Annotated in this window: 20 protein-coding genes; 17 read left to right on the top strand and 3 right to left on the bottom strand. The window is 30.2% G+C overall.

The window, feature by feature from the left end; genetic code table 11:
- Window positions 1–59: 59 nt before the first annotated feature.
- From ACTHW2_RS04275 to ACTHW2_RS04300, 6 genes are all read left to right on the top strand, one after another.
- Window positions 60–560 carry a gamma carbonic anhydrase family protein gene (locus ACTHW2_RS04275; RefSeq protein WP_442262531.1) on the top strand — a complete coding sequence of 167 codons (501 nt, stop codon included), beginning with the start codon at window positions 60–62 and terminating at the stop codon, window positions 558–560.
- An 11-nt stretch (window positions 561–571) separates the two neighbouring features.
- Complete coding sequence (locus tag ACTHW2_RS04280) at window positions 572–748, top strand: hypothetical protein (RefSeq protein WP_442262533.1); 177 nt, start codon at window positions 572–574, stop codon at window positions 746–748.
- Between the two features lie 59 nt (window positions 749–807).
- Window positions 808–1,329 carry a cyclase family protein gene (locus ACTHW2_RS04285; RefSeq protein ID WP_442262535.1) on the top strand — a complete coding sequence of 174 codons (522 nt, stop codon included), beginning with the start codon at window positions 808–810 and terminating at the stop codon, window positions 1,327–1,329.
- Window positions 1,330–1,379: 50 nt separating this feature from the next.
- Window positions 1,380–1,913, top strand: a complete 534-nt coding sequence (locus tag ACTHW2_RS04290) for a flavodoxin domain-containing protein (RefSeq protein WP_442262536.1) — start codon at window positions 1,380–1,382, stop codon at window positions 1,911–1,913.
- A gap of 64 nt (window positions 1,914–1,977) precedes the next feature.
- Window positions 1,978–2,673, top strand: coding sequence for a hypothetical protein (locus ACTHW2_RS04295; RefSeq protein ID WP_442262538.1), 696 nt, complete (start codon window positions 1,978–1,980; stop codon window positions 2,671–2,673).
- 74 nt (window positions 2,674–2,747) lie between these two features.
- Entirely contained in the window at window positions 2,748–3,614 is an 867-nt protein-coding gene (locus ACTHW2_RS04300; RefSeq protein ID WP_442262539.1) for a MerR family transcriptional regulator, read from the top strand.
- A 57-nt stretch (window positions 3,615–3,671) separates the two neighbouring features.
- Here ACTHW2_RS04300 and ACTHW2_RS04305 read toward each other — a convergent pair whose 3' ends face one another.
- Genes ACTHW2_RS04305 through ACTHW2_RS04315 form a run of 3 tightly spaced genes read right to left on the bottom strand, consistent with a single transcriptional unit; the run spans window position 3,672 to window position 6,594 of the window.
- Window positions 3,672–4,577, bottom strand: coding sequence for a glycine betaine ABC transporter substrate-binding protein (locus ACTHW2_RS04305; RefSeq protein ID WP_442262541.1), 906 nt, complete (start codon window positions 4,575–4,577; stop codon window positions 3,672–3,674).
- Between the two features lie 3 nt (window positions 4,578–4,580).
- Complete coding sequence (locus ACTHW2_RS04310; protein ID WP_442262543.1) at window positions 4,581–5,411, bottom strand: ABC transporter permease; 831 nt, start codon at window positions 5,409–5,411, stop codon at window positions 4,581–4,583.
- A 16-nt stretch (window positions 5,412–5,427) separates the two neighbouring features.
- On the bottom strand, window positions 5,428–6,594 hold the full coding sequence (locus ACTHW2_RS04315) for a quaternary amine ABC transporter ATP-binding protein (protein ID WP_442262545.1): 1,167 nt from the start codon (window positions 6,592–6,594) through the stop codon (window positions 5,428–5,430).
- Between the two features lie 404 nt (window positions 6,595–6,998).
- On the opposite strand from ACTHW2_RS04315, the gene ACTHW2_RS04320 reads away from it, so the two are divergent.
- From ACTHW2_RS04320 to ACTHW2_RS04370, 11 genes are all read left to right on the top strand, one after another.
- Window positions 6,999–7,226: a hypothetical protein gene (locus tag ACTHW2_RS04320; protein ID WP_442262546.1), complete on the top strand. Its 228-nt coding sequence runs from the start codon at window positions 6,999–7,001 to the stop codon at window positions 7,224–7,226.
- 26 nt (window positions 7,227–7,252) lie between these two features.
- The gene (locus ACTHW2_RS04325; protein WP_442262548.1) at window positions 7,253–7,375 is read left to right on the top strand and encodes a hypothetical protein; all 123 of its coding nucleotides are present in this window, start codon (window positions 7,253–7,255) and stop codon (window positions 7,373–7,375) included.
- Between the two features lie 23 nt (window positions 7,376–7,398).
- A complete protein-coding gene (locus ACTHW2_RS04330) occupies window positions 7,399–7,494 on the top strand; it encodes a hypothetical protein (protein WP_442262564.1) in 96 nt (31 codons plus the stop codon).
- Window positions 7,495–7,854: 360 nt separating this feature from the next.
- The gene (locus tag ACTHW2_RS04335; protein ID WP_442262550.1) at window positions 7,855–8,055 is read left to right on the top strand and encodes a hypothetical protein; all 201 of its coding nucleotides are present in this window, start codon (window positions 7,855–7,857) and stop codon (window positions 8,053–8,055) included.
- 8 nt (window positions 8,056–8,063) lie between these two features.
- Window positions 8,064–8,279 carry a hypothetical protein gene (locus tag ACTHW2_RS04340; RefSeq protein WP_442262551.1) on the top strand — a complete coding sequence of 72 codons (216 nt, stop codon included), beginning with the start codon at window positions 8,064–8,066 and terminating at the stop codon, window positions 8,277–8,279.
- A gap of 563 nt (window positions 8,280–8,842) precedes the next feature.
- Complete coding sequence (gene ltrA, locus ACTHW2_RS04345) at window positions 8,843–10,159, top strand: group II intron reverse transcriptase/maturase (RefSeq protein ID WP_442262552.1); 1,317 nt, start codon at window positions 8,843–8,845, stop codon at window positions 10,157–10,159.
- Window positions 10,160–10,491: 332 nt separating this feature from the next.
- On the top strand, window positions 10,492–11,028 hold the full coding sequence (locus ACTHW2_RS04350) for an RNA polymerase sigma factor (RefSeq protein WP_442262554.1): 537 nt from the start codon (window positions 10,492–10,494) through the stop codon (window positions 11,026–11,028).
- On the top strand, window positions 11,018–11,329 hold the full coding sequence (locus tag ACTHW2_RS04355; protein WP_442262556.1) for a hypothetical protein: 312 nt from the start codon (window positions 11,018–11,020) through the stop codon (window positions 11,327–11,329). Before ACTHW2_RS04350 ends, ACTHW2_RS04355 begins: the two co-directional genes overlap by 11 nt.
- Entirely contained in the window at window positions 11,326–13,506 is a 2,181-nt protein-coding gene (locus tag ACTHW2_RS04360; protein WP_442262558.1) for a tetratricopeptide repeat protein, read from the top strand. The genes ACTHW2_RS04355 and ACTHW2_RS04360 overlap by 4 nt, the downstream gene beginning before the upstream one ends.
- A gap of 345 nt (window positions 13,507–13,851) precedes the next feature.
- Complete coding sequence (locus ACTHW2_RS04365; RefSeq protein WP_442262560.1) at window positions 13,852–14,412, top strand: RNA polymerase sigma factor; 561 nt, start codon at window positions 13,852–13,854, stop codon at window positions 14,410–14,412.
- A partial coding sequence (locus ACTHW2_RS04370; protein WP_442262562.1) for a hypothetical protein occupies window positions 14,409–15,499 on the top strand: 1,091 nt, incomplete at its 3' end. The genes ACTHW2_RS04365 and ACTHW2_RS04370, both read left to right, overlap by 4 nt.

Below are 15,499 nucleotides of genomic sequence, written 5' to 3' on the forward strand. Positions count from 1 at the left end.
ATAAAAAAAGAATCAGAAGTATTGAAAAATACTACTTGATTTAAAGAGGAGAATAGTAAATGATAAAAGATATTGAAGGGATAAAACCAAATATTCATAAGGATACATTTATAGCTGAAAATGCTTCAGTTATAGGAGATGTAAATATAGGAGAAGGCAGTAGCATTTGGTATAATGCTGTTTTAAGAGGAGATATACAAAATATAGGAATAGGAAAATATTCTAATATTCAGGATAATGCTAGTGTTCATACAGGCTATAAAGAACCTACCAAGCTTGGGGACTATACAGTAGTTGGGCACAATGCAATAATACATGGTTGTACTATAGGAGATAATTGCTTAATAGGTATGGGTTCCATAATATTAAATGGAGCAAAAGTTGGAGATAATTGTATAATAGGTGCAGGGACTATAGTAACTGAAGGAAAAGTTATACCTGCAAACTCTCTTGTAATGGGAGTACCAGGAAAAATAATTAGAGAGGTAAAACAGGAAGAAGTAGAAGCTATAAAAAATAATGCTATAGAATACAATGAATTATATAAGAAACATCTATAGGAGAGGTATCTATGAAAATAATTAGAATGATAATTGCAATAATAAGTATTATCTTGGGAGTACTTATGCTCACTAATAAAAACTTAATTATTGAATATCCTGCAATACCATATATTATTATGGGTATGGGATTTTACCATATAGGTGATGCAGTATATGTATATGCACGAAAGAAAAAGAACTATTAACTTTTCGCATACAGGTATGGTAAAAGTATATTATAAAAGATAGTAGACGGAGGTAACTTATGAAGGTTATTGATTTATCAGTTGATTTATATACAGGTATGGATGTTTTCCCAGGAGATCCTCAAGTAGAAATTGATATAGTTCATACATATGAAAAACATACCTGGCAATTAAGGAGTCTAAAGATGGGTTCACACACAGGGACTCATGTAGATGCCTATTCTCATATGCATAAAGGAAAAGAAACATTAGATGAGATAGCTATTGAAAGATTTTTTGGTAAGGCCCAGGTAGTTGGATTAAATAAAGAATGGGAAAAGGATCTAGGACTCTTTTTTATAGAGGAAATAGGGATACAATATTTAGAAAAAATACTAAATTCAAATCCAGGATTCATAGGTGGCAATATTACAGAAGAGCTAGAAAGAGCTTTATTGGCTAGTGATATTATTACATATACTGGACTAATTAATTTAAATTTGATACGGAGAGGAAAAACATTTATGTTTTATGGCTTACCTCTAAAGATTAAATCTGGAGATGGTTCTCCAGTAAGAGCTATTGCAATTATTGAAGATTAATATAGTGTTAATAACATTTTATAGATATATGAAAATGGAGGCTGGATTTTATGGATAATAGAGTTGTAATATATGAATCTAAATACGACAGCACTAAAAAATATGCCCAATGGATAGCAGAGGAAATAAAAGCAGATTTATTTGAACGTTCAAAAATAGATGCTAAGGAACTAATGAAATATGATACTATTATTTATGGTGGAGCTTTATATGCAAGTGGGATTGCAGGAGCATCTATTATTAATAAAAACTATAAAGATTTAAAGGATAAAAGAATAATAGTTTTTACAGTAGGATTAGCTTCAACTGATAAGAAGAAAGTATTTACTCCAATTATAGAAAAAAACTTCTCTCAAGAAATGATTGATAATATAAAATTCTTTCACTTGCGTGGAGCTATTGATTATAAAAAGCTGAGCATAATACATAAAACTATGATGAGAATGCTTAAAACTGTTCTTACTAGAAAAGATGAAAAGGAATTATCTGATGATGATAGAGAACTTTTAGCTACATATGGTAAAAAAGTAGATTTTACAGATAAAAGTACAATTGAACCTCTAATATCATTTCTAAAATTATAAATCCACAATAAAAATAAAGGTTAAATATAAAGCCTATTTAGAATTTAAATTAGGAGGTGTAAATTTGAATAAGGACAATAAAAACTTACTTAAATATCTAGGTATTTTATTTTTAACTGTACTATTGACATACAAACTTCCACATGACTCATATTCTATAATTGAATATATTATACCACCTATAAAGACTAAGGGTGGAGGTGTTTTTTATCTTTCAGGAATAGTCCCCTTGATATTATTTATTATAGGAGTTAAAGGTTTATTTAAGCTGGAAAGATTTGAAGATAATAGTAAGTTATTATTATTTTTTGTAACAATAATCATAGTTATACCCCTTATGAAATGGACAATTGATGTTAGTAGAACAAACTATCACTGGATAAAAGATGATGGACTAAAATCTATAGAGATAGAAGAGTCAAGCATTAGCTTGACAGGTTCAGATGATGAAATAGTAATGAATGTAAGTTTAGAATTAAAAGATTATAGTAGAAGTAGAAATGAGTTCAAGATAAGGGTGTATTTGCCAGAGAATTTGAAAGAGCACACTGGTAAAAGGTTTTATGACCTTGAAAATTATTATATTACTCATAATGGAAGACGGAACACATCTACTATTGAAGAAGATATAGCCATTAAATCAATTAATGGTGAAGAGGAAGCTGAACGACTTTTTGACTCCAATTGGTATTTAGAGGATATGAAATATGAACTATATAATAATGAAGAAAAGGTTGAATTTATCCAACATGGCATGTAAGAAGAATTTAAATGAAACTCTTCTTGACTAGTACCCAGGGTACTGGTTTATAGTTGATATAGGAGGTGCTAGGGATGAAGATAAATGAAGTATGTAAATTAACTGGTTTAACTAAAAAGGCAATAGACTATTATGAAAAAAAGAAAATCATAAGTCCAGAGGTCATGGAAAATGGATATAGAAAGTTCAGTAAGAGAGAAATTGATAAACTAAAAAAAATAGCTTTATTTAGATCGCTTGGATTGGGAGTAAAGGATATAAAAAATATCTTGGATTCTAAATTTTCTAAGGAAGAATTAAGAAAATGTGTGATAAAGAAAAAACTTGAAAATGAAATATCAAATATTCAAGCACAGTTATTGAAAGAGTTATCACTTGGAAAAAATATTGGAAGTATAAATAAAAAAATAGAAGAATTAAATAAGAAGAAATCGATAAAAGAAAATATTTTAGAAACTTTCCCAGGTTTCTATGGTAGGTTTTTAGTAAATCATTTTAGTAGGTTTTTAGAAGAATCTATAAAAACAGAAGAACAAAAAAGAGCATATAAGGAGATTATAAACTTTTTGGATAAGGTGGAGCCTCCTCAAATTTCAGATGAAATAATGGATGAATTTGATCAAGCAATGAACTTTTGGACAGATGAAAGACTAGAAAAATTTGAAGAAGAAAAGCAAAAAAACATTGAAAATCCAAAGAAGTTTTTAAAAGAACAATCTAAAACTATTGAAGAATATCAACGTTTCAAAGAATCAGAAGAATACAAAGCTTCTTCTATATGGAAAATAATGGAGGCTATGAAAAAGTTTGGAGAGACTAGTGGCTACAATGAAGTATTTATTCCGGCAATGAGAAAATTATCTCCATCATATGAAGAGTATTATCAAAACTTGTTAAAGGCTAATGAAATATTTGTAAACAAGCATCCTGAATTCAAATAAAAAAATAATATAAAAATCCCTATTAAAGCAGCTGCTTTAATAGGGATTTTTATATTCTTACTTATCTTCTGGTATCCAGCTATCTACCAATTCTCTATTTTCTTCTATAAAATCTTTTGCTGCATCTTCTGGATCTTTCCCTTCTTGAATCTCAAGCATAACAGAAGAAAGTTCTTCTGTAGAAAGTACATAGTTTTCTAAAAAGGCAGCTACTTCAGGTAAATCTTCTTTTATTGTAGGTTTACCCATACTCTTAATATATTCACCATCACCCATTATTTTATCTGGATCTTCTAAGAATTTAAGGTCCCATTCTGCCCATTTCCAATGAGGTTTCCAACCTGTAACTACAATCCATTCTTCATTTTCAATTGCACGTGAGAGTTCAGCTGTCATAGCAGGGCCACCACTTTCCTCTAGAGTCCAATCTTCTAGTCCATAATGTGGCATAAGTTTGTCGTCAGTGACAACCATCTGAGCTGCTCCTGGATCAATTCCAACTATTCTTCCCTCAAACTCTTCTTTATGGTCCTTGAGTTCCTCTATACTATCTATATCTACATACTCTGGAACTACAAGTCCAATCTGTGCAGATTCATAGTTATTGTTTAATTCTATTATATCATCCTTATATTTGCTCCAATAGTTTGTATCGGTATCAGGTAACCATGAACAAACAAATCCATCTATTTTCCCGGTAGCTGTTGATTGATACATAAGTCCTGTTTGAAGTAGAGGTATTTCCACATCATAGCCCATTTCTTCTAAAACTTCTTTTACTATATAAGTTGATGCTTCAGCAGATGCCCATTGTACATATCCTATTTGAACTGTTCCTTTAGTTTCTTTATTTCTATCTTCTTTGGATAAAGGCGGTTCAAGCATTGCACAACCTGAAATAAATATCATAGCTGCTAAAGCAAGCAATAAAATTTTACTCTTTTTAATAATAAACCACTCCATATTTTATTTTTTATTTCTTGTTAAATCTACACTTCCTGTTAGTCTATCTAAAATTACTGCAAGTATTACTACTCCAAGACCTGCTTCAAATCCAACTCCTATTTCAAGTCTTTGTATTCCGGTTAGAACTTGACTTCCAAGTCCTTTTGAACCGATCATAGATGCTATTACTACCATAGATAATGCTAACATTATAGATTGATTTATACCTGCCATTATTGAAGGAAGGGCCATAGGTAGTTTTATCTTGTATAACATTTGAAATCCAGTCAATCCAAAACTATGTCCTACTTCTTCTAAATCTTCAGGTACTTGTCTAAGTCCAAGTTTTGTCATTCTAATAGCCGGCGGCATGGAAAATATAACTGTTGATATAATCCCTGGAACTTCACCAGTTCCAAATAAAAGTGCTGCTGGTATAAGATAAACAAAAGGAGGCATTGTCTGCATAAAATCTAGTATAGGTGTAATTACTCTACTTAACTTTTCATACCTGGCAATTAAAACACCCATAGGCAAGCCGATGGCTAGCGATATAATTGCTGATACTAATACTAATACAAATGTTTGAATAAAGTAAACCCAAATTCCTATATAAAAAACAAAAACTAAACTTCCAAATGTAAATAAAGATACCTTCCAATTTGCAAGTACAAGTGCAAGTAAAGCAAGTATAATTACAAATAATATTGGTGGCATAGAAAGAAGTAATGTTTGAGTTCCACCCATAAAACCTTTTATTATATCAGCTATTGCTTGAAAAAATCCTCCGTAACTACTTTGTAAAAATTCTACAAATCTTTCTACTACTGCTCCTACTGGTATAAGATTCATTAATTAACACCTCCCTTTATGATAAATTCGCTAATACTGTAGCTTTAACGATTATTCCTCTTAAATATCCATCCTCTACAACCGGTAGAGGGGTATCCATTTTAGATATGTCCTCAAATATTTCGTTTAAAGGAGTATCTGGACCTACAGTTGTAGTTTGCTTTAAGACAGTTGATAGATCTGTTTCTCCCTCTTCTAATATCCTTGTGACATCTTCTATAGTAACTAAACCTTTAAGTTCACGTTTTTTCCCAACTACAAATATGCTTGAGATACCATTTTTGTTCATTTTGTACCTAGCAGTATTTGGTCCGTCTACTTCATATGCTAGCTCTAAAGCTCTTACCATAATGTCTTTAGCAGAAAGCACTTGAGCCCTATTTACATTTTTAACAAATTCCTCAACATAATCATTTTTAGAATTAGTTAAAATTTCTTCAGAAGTACCAATTTGGACTATTTCTCCATCTTTCATTATAGCTATATTGTCGCCAAGCCTTAAGGCTTCATCTAAATCATGTGTAATAAATATAATAGTTTTATCTAAATCATCATATATTTCAAGTAATAGATCTTGCATATCTTTTTTTATAAGTGGATCAAGTGCACTAAAAGGCTCATCCATAAGTAATATATCTGGATCTATACAAAGAGCACGAGCAAGTCCAACTCTTTGCTGCATACCACCACTTAGTTCATCAGGATACTTGTCTTCCCAGCCTTCAAGTCCTACTTTTTCAAGAGACTCCTTTGCTCTTTCTTCCATATCTTCTTTTTCTAAATCTAGAAGCTCTAAACCAAATTGAGTGTTTTCTAAAACTGTTTTAAATGGAAAAAGAGAGAAGCTTTGAAACACCATTCCAAACTTTTTTCGTCTAAGCTCCCTAAGTTCTTTTTTATCTAGCTTTGTTATATCTTTATCATCTATTATTATTGCGCCAGAGGTAGGTTTTATAAGCTTATTAATACATCTCAAAAGTGTAGATTTACCACTTCCAGATAAACCCATTATTACAAATATTTCATTGTCTTTTATTTTAAAACTTACATTGTTTACTCCTACTGTCATACCAGTTTTTTCTAATACATCTTCTTTGGTGTTGCCTTCTTTCAAAAGTTTAAGTGCCTTTTGTTCATCATCACCAAAGATTTTAACTACGTTTTTCACTTCAATACTTGACATGTGTCAAATCCTCCAATTATATTTTTTAGGTTTAGTTAAATTTGATTTTTAAAACAAAAAAACACTAAAAAGATTAGATTTTTAAAAACCATCCAATATCATTAGTGTTTCCAAAGTTATCATCAAATATCAAACCATTTTTTTACTATGTTATGACATTAGCATAGTTCTAGGAGATAGTCAAATGCCCATTTGGCAAATAAATATCTTAAATTTACTCTTAAGCCCTATATTATAATAGATGTGGAGAATTAAAAATAATTTAAATTAAAAAATTATCAATAAATATAATGGGAAATATTATGAACCAGTAGGCCATAGGATTGAAAAGCTAGCAAAATAATATAGTATAGTTGTTGACTAATAAATATAGGAGGTATAAGCTTTTGTTAAAGGAGGTAAATATGAGAAAAAAATATATTGATATTATTATTTTTATACTTACTAGTGTATCATTTCTAATTTCAGTTAAGCTGTTTTGGAATATAGCTATTTATGTTGATGAGTATGGCACATCACCAGATATAATATATGGTGGAGAGTTTTGGCTAATCATGAGTTGGGCAAGACTTTTTATATTGGGAGTTTTAGCTGTTTTTTCTTTAGTTAAATTATTTAACCAAGAGACCTAACTAAATGATTTGACAATTTTAAATTTATGAGATTAATAAGAGGTGATAGGTATATGCTTGAAGTTGTATTTAGTGAAAGCACAAAGGCTTCTATGATGCAGGAAAAGGTTTATGATGAAAAAGATATAGAGAATATGAACTTGGGCTAGGAGATGCTTGGCTTGCTTATAGGATAAAGAAAATGATAGAAAAAGAGAAACTAAAAGTAATATCTGATAAAAAATATTCCCAGTCTTATGATATAGTCTTAAAGAAAATAGATAAATAAGAAATAAAAAATATATTGATGAAAATTAGTAGATTTAAGCGAATCTGTCATTCCGAGCTTGTCGAGGAATCTTAGGGCTAAAAAAAAGATCCTTCGTCGCTTTACTCTTCAGAATGACATCGACACTTTCTTTATAAAATATGTAGCTAAATATTATCAATGGGCAATATAATTTAATTATTAAATTTAGATTGTTTTTAGTGCAAATTATCATATATTATGACAAACTCAACACTATTTACATCATCTTTTTAAGGTTTGATTTTGGACATTCCCAGTTTGTCACAATAAGAATTAAGTAAAACTCATTTAGAGTATAGAAATTACCTGTGATAGCTTAATTATAGGAGGGAAAATATTATGACTAAAAAGATACACGTTTACAACATTACAGTATCAACTGGAGAGCAATTTAAAAATGTACGAATCGAAGGATCAATTAGCAATAGATACTCAGGTATTGCAACAACTTTTATCTCTGTAGAAAATGAAGCTGGTCAAACGGTTGAATTAACAAAATATCAAATTGTTAAAGCAGAATTGATAAATATCGAAGGATAATAGAATAAATGAATACGGGTGAGAAAATGAATAAGAATAAGCGATCAAATAAGGATAAAGAAGCTAAAGATACATCTTATATTTCGTTTGGTTTAAGTATCGGATTGCTAATAGGCCTTTTACTTGGTTTAGCAGTATTTGGTAATATGGCAGTTGGTATTGGTATTGGAATGACTTTTGGTGTCGCAGTAGGAGTAATCCTTGATTCAAAGAAACGCCAATAAAATTGAAATAGAATAATATATATTTTTAGATATTCTTAAGATTAAAAATTTAGAAGTGAGTTTGTCTGTGCGCCAAGATAAGGGCGTATCATATAGTGGGTGGGATTCCCACTGAGAAAGGTCTAGCAAACCACTCATAGCGAGTCTTGGACATCATCGGGTAACTTCTGATGTTAAGCGTAGACAGTTAGGTAGTAGGCGGTAAGCGTAAAGTTGAAGGGATTGAGCCACGATATTCGTATCGGGAAGGTTAATACTGTAGACAAGGTAGAAAACAACACTAATATATTCGTTATGCAAGAATATATTGGCTTCCCCGGGGTCAGAGACCATCGCATGCTATACATTGATATGATACAGTCAACTTGGGAGATCCTGTTAGTTCTTTACGCAGAGAAAGTAGGGCTTAATCAAGTGATAATAAAGCAAGAAAGCCTAATACAACAGGAAGTCGGATTACTTCATATTACTGATGAAGTAGGGTAATTCCTATGGAGGGAAGGGAGTAACACAATATTGACCTTAAAGAGAAACATATACTCTACACAGAGGGAGAGAAAGATATGGAAACGCAACTGGAAAGGATAGCAAAAATAGCAAAATCAAAACCTAATGAGAAATTTACTTCACTAATACACCTAATAAATAAAGAAACATTGATAAAAAGTCATAATGAGATGAAAGCTAAAAAGGCTTCTGGAATAGATGAAATAACCAAAGAATTGTATGATAATAATCTTCTAGAAAACATAGAAAGCTTAATAACTAGAATGAAAAGGCAAGCATATAAACCTCAACCAGGAAAAAGAGTATACATTCCTAAACCTGGAACAAATGATAAAAGACCATTAGGAATACCAGCATATGAAGCTAAATTAGTACAATCTAATTTAGCTGAAATTCTAAACGCAATATATGAACAAGATTTTCTTGAATGTTCATTTGGTTTTAGACCTAATAGAGGTTGTCATGACGCAATTAAATTACTTGACAAGATAGTGAATAAGCCAATCATAAACTATGTTGTAGATACTGACATTAAAGGGTTCTTCGATAATGTAGACCATGAATGGATGATGAAATTCGTAGAACACAGAATTGATGATAAAAATCTATTAAGATTAATATCTAGGCTTATGAAAGCGGGTATCATAGAAGATGGAATTAAATATGATACTCCAAAAGGTACACCGCAAGGTGGAGTGTGTTCTCCAATTCTTGCGAATATCTATCTGCACTATGTACTAGACTTATGGTTTGATAAAATAGTTAGAAAGCACTGTAAGGGTAGGGCGTACATGGTTCGTTATGCAGATGATAGCGTTTTTTGCTTTCAATACGAAGAAGATGCCAAAAGGTTTTTCGAAGTGTTCATACAAAGATTAAGGAAATTTAATTTAGAAGTAGCAGAAGATAAAACAAAAATCATTAAACTTAACAAAGGTAATGATGATAATGTAGATAAAGATGAAAATTCTTTTGATTTTTTGGGATTTACTCATTATGTAGGGAAAGATAAAAATGGCCGTAAAAGAGTAAAAAGGAAAACCAGCAAGAAAAAGTATAGAGCTAGTTTATTAAAGTGTAAAGAATGGATAAGATCAAATAGATCAATACCAATTAAAGAGTTTATGAAAACTATAATATCTAAAATACAAGGTCACTGTAATTACTACGGAATAACAGATAATGGTCGATTCGTAGGTAACTTTATAGATGAATGTAGAACTTTGATATTTAGATGGTTAAATCGTAGAAGTCAGAAAAGAAGCTTTGATTGGAGTAAATATATAATATTTCAAAAGCAATATCCATTACCAAAAGTAAAGACTTATGTAAATGTTTTTGAATTAGGTGCAGGAAATAGCTATTTATTGTAAATAATATTGTGAAGAGCCGGATGCCTTAATAGGGCAAGTCCGGTTCTGTGAGGGGTTGGAGTTGTGAAACTCCGTCTACTCGACTAATTCCAATTATGACAAACTAGGTAAAATAGCTATAATAATTGACTTAACTAGGGTAGAGTAGATTTTATACTCTATCCTAGTTTCTTTATCTGCTTTGGGTTTGTTTTAATATCTTATATAATAGAGTTAGCTAAAACTAGGATAAGATATAAAAAGAAAAATATATAAAAAAGGATTAAATAAAATATAAGAAAATGCAACCTTTTTAAAAGAACATAGTCTAATAGATGAAAGGGGGGAGAAGTTTGGGAGAGAAGGAACTAATAAAAGCCTTAAAAAGAGGTAAGGAAGAAGCCTATATTGAACTTGTAAATACATATGGAAACAGACTTCTTAAAACCTGCTTCCTTATGATCAAAGATGAAAAAGAAGCTGAAGATATTGTACAAGAAACTTTTATAAAGATATTTAAATATATTAAAAACTTTCAGGAAAATAGTTCCTTGTATACCTGGATATATAAAATACTACAGAACACTATAATAGATAAATCTAGAAAGCTAATCCTTACAGTGCCCTATGAAGACTATACTGTTAGTGAAGAAAATATAGAAGAAATTATAATAGATAAAGAAAATAAAGAGCTTTTAAAAGAGAACTTAAAGCAAATAAATTTTATATATAGACAAGTATTGATACTTTTTTACTTTGATGACTTTAGCATTAAGGAGATTAGCGAAATATTAGATGAAAAGGAAGGTACCGTAAGGAGTAAATTATCAAGGGGAAGAAAGATATTAGGGGAAAACTTACAAAAGGGAGGGGAATTTAATGGACTATAAAGATTCTTTTGGAAATGAAATAAAGAAGATATATGAAGAAGATGTAAAAGATATAAACTTATCTCCTCAGGCTCTGGATAAGATAATTGGGAGTAGAAAAATAAGTCTAAGAGAAAAGATAAGAAATTTTTTAAATAAAGAAATTGAAATCCCATTAGCTCCTGCAGTAATAGGATTTGTATTAATACTTGGAATAAGTATATTTCCTAAAGGTTTTACAAGCAAAGAGGAGATAGAAGTAATAGATTTCAGCGGTTCTCAAATTATTATAACAAGTAAGAGGGAGGCGGATATGAAATGAAATTAAAGATAAAGGTCAAGAATTTAATCATGCTTGTACTCACATTCTTGTTTGTAGTCTTAGTTGTAGCACCCCTTATAAACTTAGAAATTGGAATATATTTAAATAGCAAGGGTTCTGAAAAGGCTGAGATTTTTTATAATAATTATATGGCTAGTCCAATCAAGATAACTGGGAAACGGGGTTTATATGAATATGGAAGAAGTCTAATAAAGGGATTTGAAAGATATAAAATCACCTCTAGTGGCTGGGGTGGTGGAGAAAAAACAAGACCAGAAGATATGGATAAGGCAATGGAAGTATTTGAAGAAGTACTGTTAAAGGATAAGAAAGATGGCTATAAGGATGAATACTCTACAAAGTCTTATTCAAAGCTATTAGATACCAGCATAGCTACTTTGGATATGGATAAATTGACTTACTGGATAGCTTGGGGAAAAGATAAGGAAAATGAAGAAATAAAATCTATGAGTAAACTTTATGAAGGCTATTATTATTTTGTTCAGAAAGATTATAAAAAGTCAAAAGAAATATTAGAAGATCTAGATGAAAATAAGTTAGACGAAAAATATTATCAGTTAATGGGAGATATTAATTTACAATTAGGTAATGTAGATATGGCTAAAGAATATTATGAAAAAGTATGGAGCGATCACTTGGAAAGCATGGATAGCTTCAGGAGTTATTTTGGAGGTAGTAATTCATATCCATATGAGGATGATATAGAAAAGCATCTTAGAAAGTCACAAGGAGATTATAAGGTCAAAGGAAAAGTAAGCAATAATGGCAAGGGACTACCCTTTGTAGAAGTATATGTAAGTGAAGATGTTGGAGTATTTAGGGTTGGTGGAGAAATGCCAGATGCTATAACAGATGCAAATGGAGAGTTTGAAACTCTAGGCTTAAAACAAGGGGTCTATGAAATGGGCATAAAAATCCACCCTTCCCAATTGTATAATAAAGTTTATTTAAAAAAGGATATATGGTCGGTAGAGTTAAACTCAGATATTGAGTTTGACTTTGATTTTTCAGCGCCTATGGAAGTAAGTGTTCCTAAAGAAAAAATGTTAATAAAAGAAGGTGAAGATATTGATATATCCTGGGATGAAGTAAGGGGAGCAGATTACTATATGATAGAATCCTTAGTATTCACTGATCCAAGGGAGAGAACGGGAGGATCACATACAATAGGATTAAAGGGTAAAAGTGGAGATGAAAAGATAAGAGACAATAGTATAAGTCTAAATGTAAATGATTTAGATAAAACAATAGGAGCCCTATCTTTTGAAGGAGAGGAAGAAATAGTTAACCCGACTGGAATATTTGGTTCCTTTATAGCAAATATAGAGTATCCCTTAGTTGTTAATGCCTATGATAAAGAGAATAATCTAATAGCTAGTACCCTTACTTTAATAAGTGATTATGAAGATCTTATTAGTATGGAAATTGAAGGGGAATTAACACAAGGAGAAAATCTTATATTAGATAAAAAATATGAAGAAGCTATTTCACACTATGAAGACCAACTAATTGAAGATCCAAAAGATAAGGAAGCATTATTTTATCTAGTTAGATTTTATAGTATAGGATGGAAAAAAGGCGAGAAGGACCTTGCCAAGGCATTTAAATATGCTGAAATATATGACAAGGAGTATGAGGACTATAATCTTTCCTTTGAAGTAGCAAACTCTATATATAGGGATGAAATGGATGAAAATAAGAAATTTGTAAAAAGGATACTAGATCAAACTGCAAAGAAAGATAGAAATGATGACTATTATGATATAAGTGCTAGATATTATTTAACAGAGGGGGATCTTTTAAAGGCTAGAGAAAGCTATGAAAAGATGACAAGAGATAGATCTATAAATCTGGTTTATATAGATATCTATCTAGAAGACTATAAAAAGGCAATATCTACACTTAAAGATGGGAAGATATTTCTAATAAAAATGAATACAAGTAAAGTGATTGAAGGTTTAGATATTATGGATAATGCAAGTGAAGAAGATAAAAAGCTAGTGAAGGATTTACTAAAAATGACATTAGATAATAAAAGTAGTAGGAATGAAGAAGAGGCTATATATAAAAAGACTCTTAACCTTGTAAATAATTTGGAAATAAAAGAGATGATTATAGAGATAGGGAAAGAAGAATATTGGGATATGGGATATTGATATTTATTTAATACGAGTAAAAAAATATGATATATTTTCTATTTCGTATCTGTAGAATTATGCAAATTTAAGGTGTGTTCAAGAAGTATTTAAAAACGTCCTTCCATGAAAGGAAAAGCATCTTTCATAAGTCAGTTCTTATTTTAAATACTTCTTCGATCTATAAGTTGGTTATTAAAAACTATCTAATCTCTTATATAAGGCAACTTTATTTTAGTGTGTTTTCTTAGGATTATGCCCTTTAATCTCTATAAAACTCCTCATTAATTATAAATATTATATATAATGCAACCAAAGTTAAATTTCTCTGTCCTTATATATAAGGATAGGAAAGGAGTTGATGAATTGGAAGATAGTGAGCTTATAAACTTATATTGGGATCGTAGTGAAAATGCTATATCAGAAACGGATAAAAAATATGGAAACTATTGCAGAAAGATCTCCTATAATATTTTATACAATATAGAAGATAGCCAAGAATGCGTTAATGATACTTACCTAAATGCATGGAATGCTATACCAGATGATAGGCCTAATATATTCTCAGCATATCTAGGTAAAATAACTAGAAATCTTTCAATCAATATCTACAATCATAAAAAGGCTAAGAAACGTGGAGCAGGCCAAGTCGAAATTGTTTTAAATGAGTTAGAAAATATAGTTGCCTCTAAGAATAATATTGATAGGGAAATAGAAGCAACTTTAATAACAGAGACTCTAAATGAATTTCTCTGGACATTAAAAAAGGAGTACAGAATAGTTTTTGTTAGAAGATATTGGTATGTAGACTCAATTAAAGATATTTCTAGAAAAATGTCAATAAGTGAAAGTAAAATAAAATCTATCCTTTTTAGAACTAGAAAGAAACTTAAAATATATCTGGAAGAGGAGGAGATTTACTTATGAAATCTACTAAGCTATTTGAAAGTTTAAACGATATAGATGAGGAGATAATTAAAGAAGCAGAAATAGAAGATTATATTCCTCAAAAAAGGTTTACTTTTACAAAGGTTTTGCTACCAGTAGCAGCTATTCTTTTATTTATTATCTTACCAAATTTTATAAAGAAGGATATAAATGTAGAAAAGAGTCTTGAAGATACTAATTTACCAATTACAGATCAAAATCTACTTGAAAATAAAGAACTGGCTAAGATATCAATGGGGTCTTTTAATACTCAAGGAGCAGGATTTGAAGCTTTAATGGCTTATAATATTGTAGAGATTATAAACGCAAATCCCTGGAATGAAAACCTTCAAATATCAACCTTACCAGTCTTTAAAAACAAGCTGGGATATAGTCAACAGGGAATACCTACAAATATAGATATAGAAGCTATGAGAAAAAGATTAGATAAAACTATAAGGCTATTGAATATAAATCCTAAAGAACTTGAAATCACAGATGATTATCCAAGTGAGGAAGAAATACAAATGGTAAGAGAAAAGTTTGAAATAGTAGGAGATGAAATGCCTGATGATTTTCTTAATATAAATCAAATTTATGGTAAAAGTAAGAAATATGAAATTACAGTTTCTAATGATTTGACTACAACTATCAATTTTAAGCCAAAAGATAAAATTGTTAAAGAATATTACACTGACTATTATGCACCCTACGAAGATATATATAGAACAGCTCAATATGTAAGTAAAGAATATAAAGACATATTACAAATGATAGATACAGTTATAAATTTATATGATGGTGCTTACACGTATAATGGAGATCAAAGTTTTGAAATAAGCTTCTTTGAAGGAGAGGGTAGCCTAGAAGAACAAATCATAAACTATAATTTGAATTATACTGAATTTTATTTTGATGAAGAAGATATGTCCAATACCTTAAGAGTTCATAAACCAGATTTATCACAGAAAATAGGTAACTATCCTATAATTTCATCAAAAGAAGCAGAAGCACTTTTAATAAGTAATAAATATATTACAAATGTACCAGAGGACTTTCCCGGAGAAGAATATATTAAGAAAGTTGA

It is taken from the genome of Tissierella sp., from assembly GCF_052089545.1.
GTDB lineage: Bacteria > Bacillota > Clostridia > Tissierellales > Tissierellaceae > Tissierella_A.

Bases quoted from the DNA above. Each gene is read 5' to 3' on its own strand.
- ACTHW2_RS04275 (WP_442262531.1), top strand. From the start codon at position 60: ATGATAAAAGATATTGAAGGGATAAAACCAAATATTCATAAGGATACA.
- ACTHW2_RS04280 (WP_442262533.1), top strand. From the start codon at position 572: ATGAAAATAATTAGAATGATAATTGCAATAATAAGTATTATCTTGGGA.
- ACTHW2_RS04285 (WP_442262535.1), top strand. From the start codon at position 808: ATGAAGGTTATTGATTTATCAGTTGATTTATATACAGGTATGGATGTT.
- ACTHW2_RS04290 (WP_442262536.1), top strand. From the start codon at position 1,380: ATGGATAATAGAGTTGTAATATATGAATCTAAATACGACAGCACTAAA.
- ACTHW2_RS04300 (WP_442262539.1), top strand. From the start codon at position 2,748: ATGAAGATAAATGAAGTATGTAAATTAACTGGTTTAACTAAAAAGGCA.
- ACTHW2_RS04305 (WP_442262541.1), bottom strand. From the start codon at position 4,577: ATGGAGTGGTTTATTATTAAAAAGAGTAAAATTTTATTGCTTGCTTTA.
- ACTHW2_RS04310 (WP_442262543.1), bottom strand. From the start codon at position 5,411: ATGAATCTTATACCAGTAGGAGCAGTAGTAGAAAGATTTGTAGAATTT.
- ACTHW2_RS04315 (WP_442262545.1), bottom strand. From the start codon at position 6,594: ATGTCAAGTATTGAAGTGAAAAACGTAGTTAAAATCTTTGGTGATGAT.
- ACTHW2_RS04320 (WP_442262546.1), top strand. From the start codon at position 6,999: ATGAGAAAAAAATATATTGATATTATTATTTTTATACTTACTAGTGTA.
- ACTHW2_RS04325 (WP_442262548.1), top strand. From the start codon at position 7,253: ATGAGATTAATAAGAGGTGATAGGTATATGCTTGAAGTTGTATTTAGT.
- ACTHW2_RS04335 (WP_442262550.1), top strand. From the start codon at position 7,855: ATGACTAAAAAGATACACGTTTACAACATTACAGTATCAACTGGAGAG.
- ACTHW2_RS04340 (WP_442262551.1), top strand. From the start codon at position 8,064: ATGAATACGGGTGAGAAAATGAATAAGAATAAGCGATCAAATAAGGAT.
- ltrA (WP_442262552.1), top strand. From the start codon at position 8,843: ATGGAAACGCAACTGGAAAGGATAGCAAAAATAGCAAAATCAAAACCT.
- ACTHW2_RS04355 (WP_442262556.1), top strand. From the start codon at position 11,018: ATGGACTATAAAGATTCTTTTGGAAATGAAATAAAGAAGATATATGAA.
- ACTHW2_RS04360 (WP_442262558.1), top strand. From the start codon at position 11,326: ATGAAATTAAAGATAAAGGTCAAGAATTTAATCATGCTTGTACTCACA.